The 17,007-nt window shown below is 66.0% G+C and carries 15 protein-coding genes, 1 tRNA gene and 1 pseudogene; 11 read left to right on the top strand and 6 right to left on the bottom strand.

The annotated features are described in order from the left end of the window. The 4 genes and pseudogenes from VIR09_RS02890 to VIR09_RS02875 all read left to right on the top strand — a co-directional run. Positions 1-954: pseudogene (locus tag VIR09_RS02890) on the top strand (benzoyl-CoA-dihydrodiol lyase); the annotation flags it as partial. A gap of 58 nt (positions 955-1,012) precedes the next feature. Continuing rightward, complete coding sequence (gene boxB, locus VIR09_RS02885) at positions 1,013-2,440, top strand: benzoyl-CoA 2,3-epoxidase subunit BoxB (protein ID WP_173146102.1); 1,428 nt, start codon at positions 1,013-1,015, stop codon at positions 2,438-2,440. Positions 2,441-2,494: 54 nt separating this feature from the next. Then, positions 2,495-3,733, top strand: coding sequence for a benzoyl-CoA 2,3-epoxidase subunit BoxA (gene boxA / locus VIR09_RS02880; RefSeq protein WP_332011519.1), 1,239 nt, complete (start codon positions 2,495-2,497; stop codon positions 3,731-3,733). 68 nt (positions 3,734-3,801) lie between these two features. Further along, positions 3,802-4,245: a MaoC family dehydratase gene (locus VIR09_RS02875; RefSeq protein ID WP_332011518.1), complete on the top strand. Its 444-nt coding sequence runs from the start codon at positions 3,802-3,804 to the stop codon at positions 4,243-4,245. 32 nt (positions 4,246-4,277) lie between these two features. Here the strand turns inward: VIR09_RS02875 and VIR09_RS02870 are convergent, their stop codons facing one another. The 3 genes from VIR09_RS02870 to VIR09_RS02860 form a co-directional block, all read right to left on the bottom strand. Beyond that, the gene (locus VIR09_RS02870) at positions 4,278-5,264 is read right to left on the bottom strand and encodes a TRAP transporter substrate-binding protein (protein ID WP_332011517.1); all 987 of its coding nucleotides are present in this window, start codon (positions 5,262-5,264) and stop codon (positions 4,278-4,280) included. 227 nt (positions 5,265-5,491) lie between these two features. Beyond that, positions 5,492-6,685 carry an acyl-CoA dehydrogenase gene (locus VIR09_RS02865; protein WP_013395635.1) on the bottom strand — a complete coding sequence of 398 codons (1,194 nt, stop codon included), beginning with the start codon at positions 6,683-6,685 and terminating at the stop codon, positions 5,492-5,494. 113 nt (positions 6,686-6,798) lie between these two features. Further along, a complete protein-coding gene (locus tag VIR09_RS02860) occupies positions 6,799-8,481 on the bottom strand; it encodes a thiamine pyrophosphate-binding protein (protein ID WP_332011520.1) in 1,683 nt (560 codons plus the stop codon). A gap of 185 nt (positions 8,482-8,666) precedes the next feature. Between VIR09_RS02860 and VIR09_RS02855 the strand changes: the two genes are divergently transcribed. The 4 genes from VIR09_RS02855 (at position 8,667) to VIR09_RS02840 (ending at position 11,814) form a co-directional block, all read left to right on the top strand. Further along, positions 8,667-9,572, top strand: a complete 906-nt coding sequence (locus tag VIR09_RS02855) for a LysR substrate-binding domain-containing protein (RefSeq protein WP_332011516.1) — start codon at positions 8,667-8,669, stop codon at positions 9,570-9,572. A 16-nt stretch (positions 9,573-9,588) separates the two neighbouring features. Next, positions 9,589-10,572, top strand: coding sequence for a site-specific tyrosine recombinase XerD (xerD, locus tag VIR09_RS02850; RefSeq protein WP_332011515.1), 984 nt, complete (start codon positions 9,589-9,591; stop codon positions 10,570-10,572). A 39-nt stretch (positions 10,573-10,611) separates the two neighbouring features. After that, on the top strand, positions 10,612-11,100 hold the full coding sequence (gene ybaK / locus VIR09_RS02845; RefSeq protein ID WP_332011514.1) for a Cys-tRNA(Pro) deacylase: 489 nt from the start codon (positions 10,612-10,614) through the stop codon (positions 11,098-11,100). A gap of 135 nt (positions 11,101-11,235) precedes the next feature. After that, a complete protein-coding gene (locus VIR09_RS02840; RefSeq protein ID WP_332011513.1) occupies positions 11,236-11,814 on the top strand; it encodes a DJ-1/PfpI family protein in 579 nt (192 codons plus the stop codon). Positions 11,815-11,888: 74 nt separating this feature from the next. Here VIR09_RS02840 and adhP read toward each other — a convergent pair whose 3' ends face one another. Continuing rightward, positions 11,889-12,914 (bottom strand): alcohol dehydrogenase AdhP, encoded by a 1,026-nt coding sequence (gene adhP / locus VIR09_RS02835; protein ID WP_332011512.1) that lies wholly within the window; start codon positions 12,912-12,914, stop codon positions 11,889-11,891. A gap of 246 nt (positions 12,915-13,160) precedes the next feature. Here adhP and VIR09_RS02830 point away from each other — a divergent pair, with 246 nt between their 5' ends. Next, complete coding sequence (locus VIR09_RS02830; RefSeq protein WP_054451398.1) at positions 13,161-13,547, top strand: ribbon-helix-helix domain-containing protein; 387 nt, start codon at positions 13,161-13,163, stop codon at positions 13,545-13,547. A gap of 93 nt (positions 13,548-13,640) precedes the next feature. Here VIR09_RS02830 and pbpG read toward each other — a convergent pair whose 3' ends face one another. Together pbpG and VIR09_RS02820 are read right to left on the bottom strand one after the other, a co-directional pair. Next, positions 13,641-14,840, bottom strand: coding sequence for a D-alanyl-D-alanine endopeptidase (pbpG, locus tag VIR09_RS02825; RefSeq protein WP_332011511.1), 1,200 nt, complete (start codon positions 14,838-14,840; stop codon positions 13,641-13,643). A 379-nt stretch (positions 14,841-15,219) separates the two neighbouring features. After that, positions 15,220-15,294 (bottom strand) — tRNA-Arg (locus VIR09_RS02820). Between the two features lie 312 nt (positions 15,295-15,606). Between VIR09_RS02820 and VIR09_RS02815 the strand changes: the two genes are divergently transcribed. Further along, on the top strand, positions 15,607-16,806 hold the full coding sequence (locus VIR09_RS02815) for an MFS transporter (RefSeq protein ID WP_332011510.1): 1,200 nt from the start codon (positions 15,607-15,609) through the stop codon (positions 16,804-16,806). A 23-nt stretch (positions 16,807-16,829) separates the two neighbouring features. Further along, on the top strand, positions 16,830-16,994 hold the full coding sequence (locus tag VIR09_RS02810; RefSeq protein ID WP_332011509.1) for a hypothetical protein: 165 nt from the start codon (positions 16,830-16,832) through the stop codon (positions 16,992-16,994). Positions 16,995-17,007 lie beyond the last annotated feature (13 nt).

Raw genomic sequence — 17,007 nt, 5'->3', positions numbered from 1 at the left:
GGCAGCGACCGGCCGGCGGGCGGGCAGGGCGTGGCGCTGACGCCGGTGCAGCGCACGGAAAGCGCCGACGGCCTTTCCTACCGCTACGTGGATATCCATCTGGATCGCGACAAGCGCCAGGCCACCTGGACGGTACGCGCGCCCGAAGGCGCAGTGGAAACTGAACTGCAGGACATCGTCGCCGCGGGCGCCGCCTGGTGGCCCTTGCAGATGGCGCGCGAACTGGACGACGCCATCCTGACCATGCGCACCAATGAGTTGGACATCGGCACCTGGATCATCAAGACCGAGGGCGCCGCCGCGCTGGTATTGGCTGCCGATGCCGCCCTGCAACAGCATGCGGACCATTGGTTCGTGCGCGAAACGGCCGGCATGCTGCGCCGCACGCTGGCGCGCCTGGACGTCACCTCGCGCAGCCTGTTCGCGCTGATCGAGCCGGGCTCCTGCTTTGCCGGCACCTTGCTGGAACTGGCGCTGGCCGCCGACCGCAGCTACATGCTGGACAACGAGGACGAATCCGCACCCGCGCAGATCGTGGTGGGCGCGCGCAATTTCGGCGCCTATCCCATGGTCAATGGCCAGAGCAGGCTGCAGCGCCGTTTCTACGAAGAGGAAAGCCCCCTGGAAGCGGTGCGCGCGCGCGCGGACCAGCCACTGTCGGCCACCGATGCGCTGGAATTGGGCCTGGTCACCTACGCGCCGGACAACATCGATTGGGACGACGAGGTGCGGATGATGCTGGAGGAGCGCCGCGCGCTCTCGCCCGACGCCCTGACCGGCCTGGAGGCCAACCTGCGTTTCGGCGGCAAGGAGACGATGGAGACCCGCATCTTCGGCCGCCTCACCGCGTGGCAGAACTGGATCTTCAACCGCCCCAACGCCGCCGGCGACAAGGGCGCGCTCAAGCTCTACGGCAAGGGCGAGCAAGCCGCATTCGACTGGAACCGGGTCTGACGGCCCCGCGACACCGCGCCGCGTGACCGCGGCCACCCCACAGGAACAGGAGCGAGACATGTCTGGAATCAATTACACCGATAAGATCCCCAACAACGTCAATCTGTCCGGCGACCGCACCCTGCAGCGCGCGCTGGAACATTGGCAGCCCAATTACCTGCAGTGGTGGCAGGACATGGGACCCGATGGTTCCCACGGCTTCGACGTCTACCTGCGCACGGCGGTCAGCGTGCAGCCCGACGGCTGGGCGCACTTCAACCACGTCAAGATGCCGGACTACCGCTGGGGCATTTTCCTGGCGCCGCAGGACGGCCAGCGCAAGATCCATTTCGGCGAAAACATGGGCCGCGACGTCTGGCAGGACGTGCCTGGCGAGCACCGCGCCAATCTGCGCCGCATCATCGTCACGCAGGGCGATACCGAGCCGGCCTCGATCGAGCAGCAGCGCCACCTGGGCCTGACCGCGCCGTCGCAGTACGACTTGCGCAACCTGTTCCAGATCAACGTCGAGGAAGGCCGCCACCTGTGGGCCATGGTCTATCTGCTGCACCGCTACTTCGGCCGCGACGGCCGCGAAGAGGCCGATGCGCTGTTGCAACGCAGCTCGGGGGATTCCGACAATCCGCGCATCCTGGGCGCGTTCAATGAGAAAACGCCCGACTGGCTGGCCTTCTACATGTTCACCTATTTCACCGACCGCGACGGCAAGTTCCAGCTGTGCGCGCTGGCGGAGTCCAGCTTCGATCCGCTGGCGCGCACCACCAAGTTCATGCTGACCGAGGAAGCGCACCACATGTTCGTGGGCGAATCCGGCATCTCGCGCGTCATCCAGCGCACCTGCGAGGTCATGAACCAGTTGAAGACCGACGATCCGGCCAGCGTGCGCGCGGCCGGCGTGATCGACCTGCCCACCATCCAGCGCTACCTGAACTTCCATTACAGCGTCACCATCGACCTGTTCGGCGCGGACCAGTCGTCCAACGCCGCCATTTTCTACGGCTCGGGCCTGAAAGGCCGCTACGAAGAGAGCAAGCGCACCGACGACCACCAGCTGAAGAACGACACCTACCGCGTGCTGACGGTGGAAAACGGCCAGTTGCGCGAGACCGAGGTGCCGATGCTGAACGCTTTGAACGAAGTGTTGCGCGACGACTTCATCCGCGATTCGGTCGCCGGCATCGGCCGCTGGAACAAGGTCATCGAAAAAAGCGGCGTGCCGTTCCGGCTGCAGGTGCCGCACAAGGCCTTCAACCGCCAGATCGGCACGCTCGCCGGCATCCGCATGTCGCCTGAAGGCGAGATCCTTTCCGAGTCGCAATGGCAGGCCAACAGCCACAAGTGGCTGCCCACGCCCGAGGACCGCGCCTTCGTCGCCTCGCTGATGGGGCGCGTCACCGAGCCGGGCAAGTTCGCCAACTGGATCGCGCCGCCGGTCATGGGCATCAACCGCCAGCCGGTGAATTTCGACTACGTCCGTTTCAACTAGAGCGGGGCGGCGGCCGCGCCCGCGGCCGCCTACCGGAGCATGGGGAAGACCAAGATGAATGCTCCCTTACCAGCAGAAGTCCTGAAGCAGCATCTGATCGATCCCGAGATCTGCATCCGCTGCAATACCTGCGAAGAAACCTGTCCGATCAAGGCGATTACCCACGATTCGAACAACTACGTGGTGGATCCCGAGATCTGCAACGGCTGCATGGCCTGCGTGCCGCCTTGCCCCACGGGGGCCATCGACAATTGGCGGCTGATGGTGCGCACCGAAGCTTATGGCCTGCAGGAGCAACTGGGCTGGGAAGAACTGCCGGGCGAGAAGGCGCTGCCTGAAGCCATGGCCGCCGCGCCCGCAAGCGATGAACCGAATGCGACCGAGGCGGCCATTGCGCCGCCCCTGTCCGCTGCGCCCGGCGCCACGGTTCCGCCCTGGTCTGCCGCCCATCCCTACGTCAATCTGTACACGCACAAGGCGCCGATGACGGCGACCGTGGTCGGCAACTACCGCGTGACGGGCGCGGATACCGAAAGCGATATCCACCATATCGTGCTCGACTTCGGCGAACTGCCATTCCCTGTGTTGGAGGGGCAGTCCATCGGCATCCTGCCGCCGGGCGTGGACGCGCAAGGACGACCTCATCACGCGCGCCAGTATTCGCTGGCCAGTCCGCGCGACGGCGAGCGCGCCGGCTACAACAATCTTTCCCTGACGGTGAAACGCGTCACCGAGGACCATGCCGGGGCCGCTGCCCACGGGGTGTGCTCGAACTACCTGTGCGACCTGGCCAAGAACGACAAGGTGCAGGTGATCGGACCGTTCGGGAATACCTTCCTGATGCCCAACCACCCCCGCGCCAATCTGATCATGATCTGCACCGGCACGGGGTCGGCGCCCATGCGCGCCATGACGGAGCGCTACCGGCGTCGAATCGAGACCGGCGAAAACGGCAGGCTATTGCTGTTTTTCGGCGCCCGCACCGAGCGCGAGCTGCCGTACTTCGGGCCGCTGATGAAGCTGCCGCGCGACTTCATCGACATCAATCTGGCGCTGTCGCGCGAAACCGGACAACCCAAGCGCTACGTGCAGGACCTGATCCGCGACCGCGCAGACGCCGTGCGCGAACTGCTGGCGGACCGCAACACCTGCATCTACGTGTGCGGCCTGAAGGGCATGGAGCTGGGCGTGCTGGACGCCCTGCGCGAGGTGACGCTGCAAGCGGGCCAGGATTGGTCTATCCTGCATGATGCGTTGCGCCGCGAAGGGCGCCTGCATTTCGAAACGTACTGAATCCACAAACATGCGTGGCAATCGGCGCGCCATGGCGCGCCGATTGCATTTGCGGGGGGAAACCACAAATGAAGTTCGCCGAGTTCAAGGACGGCATGGTCATCAAGGGCGGTCCGGTCAGCGTGACGGAACCCGAGATCCTGGAGTTCGCACGCAAGTTCGATCCCCAGTGGTTCCACACCGATCCCAAGCGCGCCTCGGAAGGCCGCTGGGGCGGGTTGATCGCCAGCGGCTGGCATACCTGCGCGCTGGCTATGCGCATGGCGGTGGACGCGGCGCTGCACGATTCCGAATCCTTCGGCTCTCCCGGCCTGGGCGAAGTGCGCTGGCGCACGCCGGTGCGCCCCGGCGACACGCTGCGCCTGGAAGCGCGCGTGCAGGGCGTGCGCACGTCGTCATCGCGCCCGGACCTGGGCATCATCACCTGGGCCTGGACGGTCCTGAACCAGCACGACGAAGGCGTGCTGGAACTGGACGCGACCAGCCTGTTCGATCTTTCGGGCGAGAACTGAGGCTGGCGCCGGCGAGCCTGGCGGCGGGGCGCTTAGCGCTTGCCCGCCTGCTTCAGGATGGCCGCAGCCTCGGGCCCGGCCGCGGCTTTCCAGGTCTTGACCGCGTCCGCAGCCGCGTCCTTCAACGCTTTGCGTACGGGCAGCGGCACCGACGTATTGATCGCCACCCCGTTCTTGCGCATGTTGGCGTAGTTCTGCTGCAAGCGCCCCTCGATGCGCTTCCATTGTTCGGTTTCCGTTTGCGCCGCAGCCTGGTCGATGGCGCGGCGCGTGCGCGCATCCAGCGCCTGATACGCCTGCAGGTTCATCGTCGCTACCGAGATCGGCATGGCGTAGTTGATTTCAGCGAAGTTGGGCAGGTGTTCCCATAGCTTGCGGCCCGCGCCGCCATCGCCCGACGACAGCACCGCGTTCACCTCGCCCGAGGCGATCAACGGCATCGCATCCGCGAAGGAGATATTGCGCGCCTGGGCGCCAGCCTTCTGCATGACGTCCTGAGAGGTAGCGTCATACGTACGGATGCTCAGCTTTTTCAATGCCGCCACGCTGTCCAGCTTCTGCTTGGACCAGATGCCCGACGCCGGCCACGGCGTGGTGTAGAGCAGCTTCTGCCCATGCGCCGCCAGCAGCTTTTCATAGGCGGGCCGGGCGGCCTTGTTGAGGTTGCGGGCCTTGGACAGGGAATCCGCCAGGAAGGGCAGGGACGAGACGCCGAACAAGGGGTACTTGGTGGCCAGCGCGCCGGCGAAGGCATCGCCCGCATCCACCTTGCGCGCTTGCACCGCGTCGACCATGTCGGCCGACTTGATCCCTTTGGACGCGTCGTAGCTGGCGTCGATGACCACGTTGCCCGCCGTCTTGGCGCGGACCAACTCGGCAAAGGTGGACACGCCTTGTCCGGGCATGGAGGTGGCGGGATACTCGGTGGTCATGGTGAGGGTGGTGGCGGCGCAGGCGCCATGGGCGACGAACGCCATGGCGATGCCCGTCATCAGGCGTAGAGAAGGACAGCCTTGCATGCGCGGCTCCTGGTCGGGTGGGAAACCTGGTCCGGACACGCGGGACGGCGCGCAAGCGCCGGGGCCTGTGCCTGGCCGATGCCGCAAAGCGTACGGCTTGTGCAAGGCCACGCCTATACGGGCTTTCGGCAATGCGGGGGCAAGGCGGCTGGCGTATGGCGCCATGTTCCGGGCATGAAAAAAGCCGCCCCTCGGGACGGCTTGGTCGCTTGCTGCGGGTCAGGCGATCAATAGAACGCCTGGATACCGGTCTGCGCGCGGCCCAGGATCAGGGCGTGCACGTCGTGGGTGCCTTCGTAGGTGTTGACCACTTCCAGGTTCACCAGGTGGCGGGCCACGCCGAATTCATCGGAGATGCCGTTGCCGCCGAGCATGTCGCGCGCCAGGCGGGCGATGTCCAGCGCCTTGCCGCAGGAATTGCGCTTCATGATGGAGGTGATTTCGACGGCGGCGGTGCCTTCGTCCTTCATGCGGCCCAGGCGCAGGCAGCCTTGCAGGGCCAGCGTGATGTCGGTCTGCATGTCGGCCAGCTTCTTCTGGATCAGCTGGTTGGCGGCCAGCGGGCGGCCGAACTGCTTGCGGTCCAGCGTGTACTGGCGGGCGGTGTGCCAGCAGGCTTCGGCGGCGCCGATGGCGCCCCAGGCGATGCCGTAGCGGGCCGAGTTCAGGCAGGTGAACGGGCCCTTCAGGCCGGACACGCCGGGCATCATCTGGTCGGCGGAAATTTCCACTTCGTCCATGACGATTTCGCCGGTGATCGAGGCGCGCAGGCCGACCTTGCCGTGGATGGCCGGGGCCGACAGGCCCTTCATGCCCTTTTCCAGGATGAAGCCGCGGATCTTGCCGTCGAAGTCGCCGCCGACGCACTTGGCCCACACCACGAAGACATCGGCGATGGGGGAGTTGGTGATCCACATCTTGTTGCCGGAAACCTTGTAGCCGTCGGCCGTCTTGACGGCGCGGGTTTCCATGCCGCCGGGGTCGGAGCCGTGGTTGGGTTCGGTCAGGCCGAAGCAGCCGATCCATTCGCCGCGAGCCAGCTTGGGCAGGTACTTCTGCTTCTGCGCTTCGCTGCCGAATTCATTGATGGGCACCATCACCAGGGACGACTGCACGCTCATCATGGAGCGGTAGCCGGAGTCGATGCGTTCGACTTCGCGGGCGATCAGGCCGTAGCTGACGTAGTTCAGGCCGGCGCCGCCGTACTCGACGGGGATGGTGGCGCCCAGCAGGCCCAGTTCGCCCATTTCGGAGAAGATGGCCGGGTCGGTCTGTTCATTGCGGAAAGCGTTCAGCACGCGCGGGGCGAGCTTGTCCTGCGAATAGGCCAGGGCGGCGTCGCGCACCATGCGTTCTTCGTCGGTCAGTTGCTGGTCCAGCAACAGGGGGTCTTGCCAGTGAAAGGAAGGATTCGAGGACATGCTGGGTCTCCGCTATGGATTTCGGAATGCTAGAAAGTTTAAACCTAAAATAATTCGGGCGGCAAGCAGCGATTGGAACGGCCGGCGCGCGGCGCCGCCGTTCCGTCCCGCCTTCAGTGCTGCGCCTTGAGCGCCGCGTCGCGGATCTTTTCCAGGGTCGTGCCCGGGGTGATGGTTTCCGGATCGATGAAGCAGTGCAGGATGGCCGGCTTGCCGCTGGCCAGGGCGCGTTCGAAGGCCGGGCCGAACTGCTCGGTGGTCTCGACGCGTTCGCCGTGCCCGCCGAAGGCGCGCGCATAGTCGGCGAAGTCCGGATTCTTCAGTGCGGTCGCGGAAATGCGGCCGGGGTAGTGCTTTTCCTGGTGCATGCGGATCGTGCCGTACATGCCGTTGTCCACCAGCACCACGACAATGGGCAGGTCATATTGCACCGCCGTCGCGAATTCCTGGCCATGCATCAGGAAGCAGCCGTCGCCGGCGAAGCAGACCACGGTCTTGTCGGGCGACACGCGCTTGGCGCCGACGGCCGCGGGCAGGCCGTAGCCCATGGAGCCCGAGGTCGGCGCCAGCTGCGTGCCGAAGCGCGTAAAGCGGTGGAAGCGGTGCAGCCAGGTGGCGTAGTTGCCGGCGCCGTTGGTCATGATGGCGTCGGCCGGCAGCGTCTTTTCCAGGTAGGCCATGACCTGACCCATCTGCAGCGCGCCGGGCGTGGTGATGGCGCCGGGGTCGCTCCATTTCAGGTACGACTCGCGCATGGCTTGCGTGCCGGCGGCCCAGGCAGGCTGGGCCGGGGCCTTCAGGCCGGCCAGCGCCTGCGTGAAGGCGGCGGGCGAGGTGTTGATGGCCAGGGTGGCGCGGTAGACGCGTCCCAGTTCGGCGGTATCGGGATGCACGTGCACCAGCTTCTGCTTGGGCACCGGAATGTCCAGCAGGGTGTAGGCCTGGCTGGGGTTTTCCGACATGCGGCCGCCCACCAGCAGGATCAGGTCCGCGTCGGCGACGCGCTTGAGCAGCGCCGGGTTGATGCCCAGGCCCACGTCGCCGATGAAGCAGGGATGATCGGCCGGGAACAGCATCTGGCGGCGGAAGGACACCGCCGTGGGCAGCGCGTGGCGCTGCGCGAAATCGGCGAATTGCTGCACCGCGCGGGCGTCCCAGCGCGTGCCGCCCAGGATGGCGACCGGATTCTTGGCCTCGGCCAGCAGCTTTTCCAGGTCTGCCAGTTGAGCGGCCGTGGGCGCGGAATCGATGACTTCGTAGCGCGGCGCGTCGGCCACCTTGGCGGCTTCGACCAGCATGTCTTCCGGCAGCGCGATCACCACCGGGCCGGGACGGCCGGAGGTGGCGATGTGGAAGGCGCGCGACACCAGTTCGGGGATGCGTTCGACCTGGTCGATCTCGGTGACCCACTTGGCCTGCGTGCCGAACACGGCGCGGTAGTCCATTTCCTGGAAAGCCTCGCGTTCGCGCATGCCGCGCTCGATCTGGCCGACGAAGAGGATCAGGGGGGTGGAGTCCTGCTTGGCGATATGCACGCCGGCCAGTGCGTTGGATGCACCGGGGCCGCGAGTCACCATGCAGATGCCGGGCTCGCCGGTCAGCTTGCCGTGGGCGTCGGCCATCATGGCCGCGCCGCCTTCCTGGCGGCACACCGTGACCTTGATGTCCGCATCGTGCAGGCCGTCCAGCACCGCCAGATAGCTTTCGCCGGGAACACAGAAAACATGTTTGACGCCCTGCGCAACCAGCTGGTCGACCAGGATGTGACCGCCAAGGCGGGATTCTTGCTGGGACATGGGGGTGGTAGTCATGATGAGCCGAGGTTAGGACATCCGAGCATAATGTTCCTTGATCGCACAATGCAATTGATAAAATCGCACAATCTATTGACCCACCGGCACGAGCTGCCCTGCTGCGGCGCGGCAATAACCGCGCTACGCGGCGCGGCGACGCCCCCCCGGCTCCTGGCGATTCCCGCGACATGAGAAACGGCATTCCCAACCTGAGCGCCTTGCAGGCGTTTGAAGCTTCGGCCCGCCTGGGCAGCTTTTCCCGCGCCGCCGAGGAACTGTCCCTAACGCACAGCGCGGTCTACCGGCAGGTGGCCAGCCTGGAGTCGCGCCTGGGCGTGCAGCTGTTCACCCGGGTACGGCGGCGTATCGTGCTGACCGACCACGGGGCGGAGTACGCCGGCCGCATCCGGCACCACCTGGACCAGATCGAAAAAGACACTTTCGGCCTGGTTAGCCGCACCGGCATGGGCCGCAGCATCCATATCGCCGTGGTGCCCACGCTGGCGACGACCTGGCTGATACCGCGCCTGGCGGACTTCCAGCGCGAGCACGGCGACATCACGGTCAGCCTGTCCGTGCGCACCCTGCCGTTCCAGTTCAAGGACCAGCCCTTCGACGGCGCGCTGTACCATGGGGACGGATTGTGGCCGGGCACCCAGGGCGTGCTGCTGTTTCCCGAGCGCGAGCTGGTGCCGGTGTGCGCGCCGGACCTGGCGGCACGCGCGCAGGAACCGGGCGCCAGCGCCTTGTCCGGCATGACCCATCTGCATCTGGCGTCGCGCCCCGACGCCTGGCGCCAATGGTATGCGGCCAACAGCCATCTCTATGGTCCCCATGCCGCTGGCGGGCCGCGCTATGAGCTTTTCACCATGGTGATGGCGGCAGTGCAGGCCGGTCTGGGGGTGGGACTGATGCCGCGTTTCCTGGCCCAGCCCGCGCTGGACCTGGGCACGCTCGCGATGCCCGTGCCGCAATCGCTGGCGGTCAGCCAGGGCTATTACTTCGGCTATCCGCAACGCAGCGAGCGCTCCGAGGCGCTCCAACTCTTCGAGAGCTGGCTGAAGACCGCCGCCGCCGGCGTGGGCGGACGCTGAGCCGTAGAATCCAGGCATGTCCGCATCCCGTCCGCCGCTTGAATCCCAGGCCGATATCGACGCCTTCATCGACGCCGTCTGGCTCGAGGACGGCCTGTCGGCCAACACTTTGGCCGCCTACCGGCGCGACCTGACGGGCTTCGCCCGCTGGCTCGAAGACCCCGAGGCGTATGCGCGCGAGATGGCCGACCGGCATGGCGATGCCGCGCAGGCCCACGCGCCGCCTGCGGGTCCCGCCAAGCCTCTGCGCGATGCCGGCAAGGCCGACATCGAAGCCTGGTTCGCCTTCCGCCACGAGGAAACCCGCGCCACCACCGCCAACCGCAGGCTGGCCGCGTTGCGCCGGTTCTACGCCTGGGCCTTGCGCGAACACCGTGCCGAACGCGACCCCTGCCTGACGCTGATCGCCGCCAAGCAGCCGCCGCGCATGCCCAAGACCTTGTCGGAGCAGCAGGTGGACGCCTTGCTGCGCGCTCCCGACCTGGAGCAGGCCCGCGGCCTGCGCGACCGCGCCATGCTGGAAACGTTGTACGCCACCGGCCTGCGCGTGTCCGAGCTGGTAAGCGTGCGCGCGCTCGACGTGAGCCTGAACGAAGGCGTGGTGCGGGTGGTGCTGGGCAAGGGCGGCAAGGACCGGCTGGTGCCGTTGGGCGCGGAGGCCGCGCATTGGATCGACCGCTACCTGAAGTCAGCTCGGCCGGAACTGGCGGCGGGACGCGTGAGCGATGCGCTCTTCATCACCGGCCGCGCGGAAGCGATGTCGCGCCAGGCTTTCTGGCAACTGGTGAAGAAATACGCCCTGCTGGCCGACGTGCGTGCGCCATTGTCGCCGCACGTGCTGCGGCACGCCTTCGCCACCCACCTGCTGAACCACGGCGCCGATCTGCGCGTGGTGCAGATGCTGCTGGGGCACGCCGACATCTCCACCACGCAGATCTACACGCACGTCGCGCGCGAACGCCTGAAGGCGCTACACGCGGCGCACCATCCGCGCGGCTAGCCTGGCGCGGTTTCCATACTTCTTCCTTCACGCATTCCCATGAGCAAAGCCCGCCACGTTTCGGAAACGCCCGCCACCCAGTTCCTCAAGCAGAACAAGGTTGCCTACACGGAACACACCTATGACTATGTGGACCACGGCGGCGCCGGCGAAGCCGCGCGCCAATTGGGGCTGGATCCGCATGCCGTGGTGAAGACCCTGGTGATGGAGGACGAGTCCGCCAAGCCCCTGATCGTCGTCATGCACGGCGACCGCGAGGTCTCCACCAAGAACCTGGCGCGCCAGGCGGGCCTCAAGCGGATCGAGCCCTGCAAGCCCGAGGTGGCGCAGCGCCATTCGGGTTACCAGGTGGGCGGCACCTCGCCCTTCGGCACGCGCAAGAAGATGCCGGTATGGGTCGAGGCGGAGGTGCTGGATTACCCCGTGGTCTACATCAACGGCGGGCGGCGCGGGTATCTGATAGGCATCGACCCTAAAGTGCTGGTCGCGCTGCTGGGCGCCAAGGGCGTGTCCGTTGCGCTGGAGTAGGTCGCCCTTGTTCGGACGTGGTATTCCCATACCACCTTCTGGGCTGGCGGCCGCGCCACAATAGGGGCGTAGATCAAGAACCGGAGCCCGGCCACGGGCGCTGAACCGGCTTTCCGCCATCCCTAGGAGACAAACATGAGCAAGCGACTGTTGATGCTGGTCGGCGACTACGCCGAGGACTATGAAACCATGGTGCCGTACCAGACCCTGCTGACGGTGGGGCACACGGTGCACGCGGTATGCCCGGACAAGAAGGCGGGCGACACCATCGCCACCGCCATCCATGATTTCGAAGGCGCGCAGACCTACACCGAAAAGCGCGGCCACAATTTTGCGCTCAACTACGACTTCGACCGCGTCGAGCCCGCCTCCTACGACGGCCTGGTGATCCCGGGCGGCCGCGCGCCGGAATATCTGCGCCTGAACGAAAAGGTGCTGGACATCGTGCGCGCCTTCGACCAGGCCGGCAAGCCCATCGCGGCGGTCTGCCACGGCGCGCAACTGCTGGCCGCGGCCGGAATCCTGAAGGGCCGCACCTGCTCCGCCTATCCTGCCTGCGCACCGGAAGTGCGCCTGGCGGGCGGCACCTACGCCGAGATCGGCATCGACCAGGCCTACACCGATGGCAACCTGGTGACGGCGCCGGCCTGGCCTGCGCATCCGGCCTGGATGTCGCAATTCCTGGCGGTGCTGGGCACGAAGATCACGCACTGATCTCCAGCAACAAAGAAAAGCGCCTGGGGCGGCAATCTTGCCGCCCCAGGCGCTTTTCCGTTACTGCGCGCCGATCAGGCGAAATCGAGCACGATGCGGCCTTCGATCTGGCCGCGGCGCATGCGGTCGAACACGTTATTGATGTTCTCCAGGCTTTCGGTGGCCACGGTGGCGTGCACCTTGCCCTCTTCGGCGAACTGCAGCGATTCCTGCAGGTCCAGGCGCGAACCCACGATGGAGCCGCGCACGGTGACGCCGTTGAGCACCATGTCGAAGATCGACAGCGGGAAATCGCCCGGCGGCAGCCCGTTGAGCGCCACGGTGCCGCCGCGTCGCACCATGCCCAGCGCCTGCTCGAAGGCCTTGGGCGATACGGCCGTGATCAGCGCGCCATGCGCGCCGCCGATCTCGCGCTTCAGGTAGGCGGCGGGGTCGGTGGTCTTGGCGTTGACCGTGACTTCGGCACCTAGGCGGCGGGCGAAGTCCAGCTTGGCGTCGTCGATGTCCACCGCGGCCACGTTCAGCCCCATGGCCTTGGCGTACTGCACCGCCATGTGGCCCAGCCCGCCGATGCCGGAAATGACCACCCAGTTGCCCGGACGGGTATCCGTCATCTTCAGGCCTTTGTAGACGGTGACGCCGGCGCACAGCACGGGCGCAATGTCGACGAAGCTGACGTTCTTGGGTAACAGGCCCACATAATCGGCCGCGGCCAGCGCATATTCGGCGAAGCCGCCGTTCACCGAGTAGCCGGCGTTCTGCTGCTGTTCGCACAGGGTTTCCCAGCCGCCCAGGCAGTGCTCGCAATGTCCGCAGGCGGAGTACAGCCAGGGGATGCCGACGCGGTCGCCTTCCTTCACATGGGTCACCCCTGTGCCCACCGCCACCACATGGCCGACGCCTTCATGGCCGGGAATGAAGGGCGGATTGGGCTTGACGGGCCAGTCGCCTTCGACCGCGTGCAGGTCGGTATGGCATACGCCGCAAGCCTCGATCTTTACCAGCAATTCGCCCGGACCCGGGCGCGGCACCGCGACTTCTTCGATTACCAGGGGCTTGCCGAATGCTCGTGCAACCGCCGCTTTCATGGTTTTATCCATCACTGCCTCCGAAGTCTGATCAAGGTTCCTCATGCTCGAACGTGGACGCTTTCCCGACCATGATTTATATCAACCGGGGGGATTGCCTGCCGCGGTTGGAAACGTGTGGTTGCAGAATGGGGGCCGCTCTTTGCCCTTGAATCCGGCCCGCCGCCGCGTCTTGCCGGGGCTGCGGCAAACGGCGTACAGTCAGCCGTAGGCATCCCGGCCCAGGCCCAAGCCTCGTCCCGAGTCTCAGGAGCTCCCATGTGTGAAATCTTCATCCGCGCCAGCGAGCAGTCCTACGCGCCCGAAACCCGTTCGCTGCGGCTGCACGGCGTGGCCACCAGCCTGCGGCTGGAGCAGCTGTTCTGGCAGGTATTGGAAGAAATCGCCGGCCGCGACGGCATGCGCGTGACGCAGCTGATCGAACGTCTGTACGACGAGCTGATCGAGTACCGGGGCGAGGCCGCCAACTTCACTTCGTTTTTGCGCGTGTGCTGCCTGCGCTATCAGCTGCTGCAGGCCGAGGGCCGCATTCCGCTGGACGCGGCCGTGCCGATCCGCTCGCTCAATCCCCAGGCCGTGCTGGAGGGCCTGCCACCCACGCTGTACGACGCGCAGCCCTTGCGCCCCAAACGCAAGGCCGCATGACTCATCCGCGAAGGCGCCGCAGCGGCGTCCAAAAAGCAAAGGGCCCGAATTTTTCGAGCCCTTTTTTCATGCTGCGGCGTGCCGCGCTGAGTGTCAGCCGCCGGATTGGATCGACGCCATCGCCACTTCGTTCTGCACGATACGGCGGATGCGCACCGCATCGCCGATGCGCGACAGCTTTCCTTGCGAATCCAGCAGCACGATGGCCAGGTCGCGGCCGTTGATGCGGGCCAGCATGACCAGGCATTCGCCGGCTTCGTTGATGTAGCCCGTCTTCGACACCTTGATGTCCCAGTCGGGCTTGCGCACCAGCAGATTGGTATTGCGGAAGGTCTGCGTGCGGTTGTTGACCTCGACGTCGTACTCGGTATCGGTGGAGTAGCGGTGGATCAGCGGGCGCTGGGAGGCGGCGCGCAGCAGGCGGGCCAGGTCGTGCGGCGACGAGACGTTGTCGCTGGACAGGCCGGTGGGCTCGATGAAGCGGGTGCTGGCCATGCCCAGCGCCTGCGCCTTGGCGTTCATGGCGGCCACGAACGCGGGCAGGCCGCCGGGATAGTGGCGGCCCAGCGCGTTGGCGGCGCGGTTCTCGGACGACATCAGCGCCAGGTGCAGCATGTCGCCGCGGGTCAGCTTGGTGCCCACGCGCAGGCGCGAGGTGGTGTGCTTGAGGCCGTCGACGTCTTCGTCGGTGATCTCCAGCATTTCATCCATGGGCAGGTTGGCGTCGACCACGACGACGGCGGTCATCAGCTTCGAGATGGAAGCGATGGGGCGCACCACGTTTTCGTTCTTGGCGAAGATGACCGTGGAGGTTTCCAGGTCCTGCACGTAGGCGGTCGTGGAGCGCAGGGCGGCGGCTTCGGCGCGCACTGAGGAGGCGGGCGGCGGCATGGCGGCCGAACCCAGCGCGGCGGCAGCGGCGGCGCGTTGCGCGCGCGACGGCTTGTTCGGCTTGCCGTTCTTGCCGGTGGCAGCGCCCTTTTTGGGCGGCGTACCCTTGGCGGCGACTTGCTTGCCGCCCTTGGGGGCGGCGGCCTTCTTGCCGGCGGACGATTTGGGGGGAGCTTTCTTGGCGGAGGAGGCGGCTTGCTTGCCGGCGGCGCTCTTGCCAGAGCTGGCCTTGGGGGCCGGGGCCTTCTTCGCTTGTTGCGCCTTGCAGGCCGACGACTTGGCGTTGGTCTTGCAAGGGTCCGTATTCTTCGCGGCTTGCGCGGCGGGGGGCAGGAGCGCGCACACCGCCAGCGCCACAGGCGCTATCGCGTTCGCAATCGCACGTTTCCAGGAAAATGCCATGGTTTGAGCGGGCTTGTCAGTCTGTGAGTAAATATTTCTTAAGCCGGCGTTTCGTCGGGTCAGAAAAAGTCCAGATGAATTAGAGGCTTACGCGTCGAATTTAAACAGCAATTTCAAGTTGCGCGCAAGACGATTCGCTATCATCGTCGAAAAAAATAATAGTGACGTATTGACGCTGGCTTCAATTCGTCACAAGACAAGTCCGAGAAGCTAACGGCAGGCGGCGCGTGAGCGTAGCCCGGATTAACCCTCATCTGGCTGAAAGTGAGATTTTTGTGTCCGCCTGGCGCAGCGCGAAGCGTGCTCACAAGAGAGCAGTTGCGTCAGGCGAACGGGGAACATGCAGGGGGAAGGAAAGCGTCGGTATCGACGCCAAAGGTGGCCTCGCCGGGTGGAATCGAACCACCAATTGACCCTTAGGAGGGGCCGGTTATATCCATTTAACTACGGCGAGACTATTTCCGATCAGGCGGCAGGGCCGGTCGAAGGGACCGTGCCTGCTCACTAAGGCCTTGATATCGCTACGAATCTTCCGGTCCTGAGTTTATCACCGGGGACACGGGCTTCGGCGCAGGACGCAAGTCTATCAGCAGGCGGCGCAAGCCCCAAATCCGCAGCCTGCAGCCTCGCGTCACGGACCCGGCGCTCGACGTGGCTATTGGCTGGGCTCGGAAGCTATTTGTATATGATGTCCGAGTCCTGCGCCGCGCGCGCCGGACCGCCCCGAGGAGGGGGCGGCGAACCAAAACAACGAAGAACAGGTTTCATGTCTAGCCAAACCGATACGAAATTCACCCGTACCCTGATCGTGGGCACGCTGGTCGTGCTGCTCGCCATGGGGGTGCGCGCCACCTTTGGCCTCTTCATGCAGCCGATGGGGCTGGCGCAGGGGTGGGGGCGCGAGGTGTTCTCCATGGCCTTCGCGCTGCAGAACCTGGTGTGGGGCGTGGCTTGTATCTTCATGGGCATCATGGCCGACCGCTACGGTTCGGGCCGCACCATCGCTCTGGGTGCGCTGCTGTACATGCTTGGGATGATAGGCACGCGTTTCGCCACCGACGAGGCCACGCTCTACCTGACGGCTGGCGTGCTGGTCGGGTTGGGCCAGGCCGGCACGACCTTTCCCGTGATCCTGCCCGTGGTGGCGCGCGCGGTGCCACCCGCCTATCGCAGTACGGCCATGGGCATCGCCAGCGCCGGCGGCTCCCTGGGTCAGTTCGCCGTGGTGCCGACCGGTCAGGTGCTCATCAGCGGTCTGGACTGGCCGGGCGCGTTGTGGGTGTTGTCGCTGTTCGTCGCTTGCGGCGCGCCTCTGGCCTATTTCCTGCGCGGCCGTCCGCAGGCTCACTCCGGCCCGCAGCAATCGCTCGCCTCGGCGGTCAAGCAGGCGGTGCGCCATCCCTCGTTCCACTTTTTGTTCTGGAGCTACTTTGTCTGCGGCTTCCATACCGCCTTCATCACGCTGCATCTGCCGGCCTACGTCAGCGACGGCGGCCTGAGCGCGGGGCAGGGCGCGACCGCCATCGCGCTGATCGGCTTGTTCAATGTGCTGGGCTCGTTCTATGCCGGCAAGCTGGGCGGCAAGTACAGCAAGAAGCGCCTGTTGGCGGTGGTGTACGGCATGCGCGCCTTCGGCATCCTGCTGCTGCTCTGGATGCCCTTGTCGCCGTGGGTGCTGTATGCCTTCGCGGCGTGGATGGGGTTGTTCTGGCTGGGGACCGTGCCGCTCACACAAGGTCTGATCGGCCAGATCTACGGCCTGCGCTACGCGGCCACCTTGTCTGGCATCGTCTTCCTGGGCCATCAACTAGGCAGTTTCATCGGCGTATGGCTGGGCGGATACGCCTACGCCAAGACCGGCAATTACGATGCCGTCTGGTGGCTGGGCGTGGCGCTGGCCATCCTCGCCGCACTGCTGTGCCTGCCCGTGCGCGAACAGCCGGTGGCCCAGCCGGCCCCGGCCTGAGGCCGGGCTTGCCAGGAATGCTGATGCCTCCCCCGACCCACTCCGCCTCCGCCGCCCGCCGCCATCGCGGCTGGCGCATCGCGGGCGCGCTGGCCCTGGTCGCCGTCATGGGCCTGGCGTTCTGGGGCTACACCACGCCGGAAATGCAGATCCACTGGGAAAATCTGGCCGCGCTCTGCGGCTTCTAAGCGGGTTTTCCGC

Origin of the sequence: Achromobacter sp. (assembly GCF_036567245.1) — a bacterium.
Taxonomy (GTDB): Bacteria; Pseudomonadota; Gammaproteobacteria; order Burkholderiales; family Burkholderiaceae_B; genus Achromobacter.
This window is presented reverse-complemented; position numbering and strand designations above follow the sequence as displayed.

Coding starts and splice junctions, on each gene's coding strand:
- boxB (WP_173146102.1), top strand. CDS start 1,013: ATGTCTGGAATCAATTACACCGATAAGATCCCCAACAACGTCAATCTG.
- boxA (WP_332011519.1), top strand. CDS start 2,495: ATGAATGCTCCCTTACCAGCAGAAGTCCTGAAGCAGCATCTGATCGAT.
- VIR09_RS02875 (WP_332011518.1), top strand. CDS start 3,802: ATGAAGTTCGCCGAGTTCAAGGACGGCATGGTCATCAAGGGCGGTCCG.
- VIR09_RS02870 (WP_332011517.1), bottom strand. CDS start 5,264: ATGCAAGGCTGTCCTTCTCTACGCCTGATGACGGGCATCGCCATGGCG.
- VIR09_RS02865 (WP_013395635.1), bottom strand. CDS start 6,685: ATGTCCTCGAATCCTTCCTTTCACTGGCAAGACCCCCTGTTGCTGGAC.
- VIR09_RS02860 (WP_332011520.1), bottom strand. CDS start 8,481: ATGTCCCAGCAAGAATCCCGCCTTGGCGGTCACATCCTGGTCGACCAG.
- VIR09_RS02855 (WP_332011516.1), top strand. CDS start 8,667: ATGAGAAACGGCATTCCCAACCTGAGCGCCTTGCAGGCGTTTGAAGCT.
- xerD (WP_332011515.1), top strand. CDS start 9,589: ATGTCCGCATCCCGTCCGCCGCTTGAATCCCAGGCCGATATCGACGCC.
- ybaK (WP_332011514.1), top strand. CDS start 10,612: ATGAGCAAAGCCCGCCACGTTTCGGAAACGCCCGCCACCCAGTTCCTC.
- VIR09_RS02840 (WP_332011513.1), top strand. CDS start 11,236: ATGAGCAAGCGACTGTTGATGCTGGTCGGCGACTACGCCGAGGACTAT.
- adhP (WP_332011512.1), bottom strand. CDS start 12,914: ATGGATAAAACCATGAAAGCGGCGGTTGCACGAGCATTCGGCAAGCCC.
- VIR09_RS02830 (WP_054451398.1), top strand. CDS start 13,161: ATGTGTGAAATCTTCATCCGCGCCAGCGAGCAGTCCTACGCGCCCGAA.
- pbpG (WP_332011511.1), bottom strand. CDS start 14,840: ATGGCATTTTCCTGGAAACGTGCGATTGCGAACGCGATAGCGCCTGTG.
- VIR09_RS02815 (WP_332011510.1), top strand. CDS start 15,607: ATGTCTAGCCAAACCGATACGAAATTCACCCGTACCCTGATCGTGGGC.
- VIR09_RS02810 (WP_332011509.1), top strand. CDS start 16,830: ATGCCTCCCCCGACCCACTCCGCCTCCGCCGCCCGCCGCCATCGCGGC.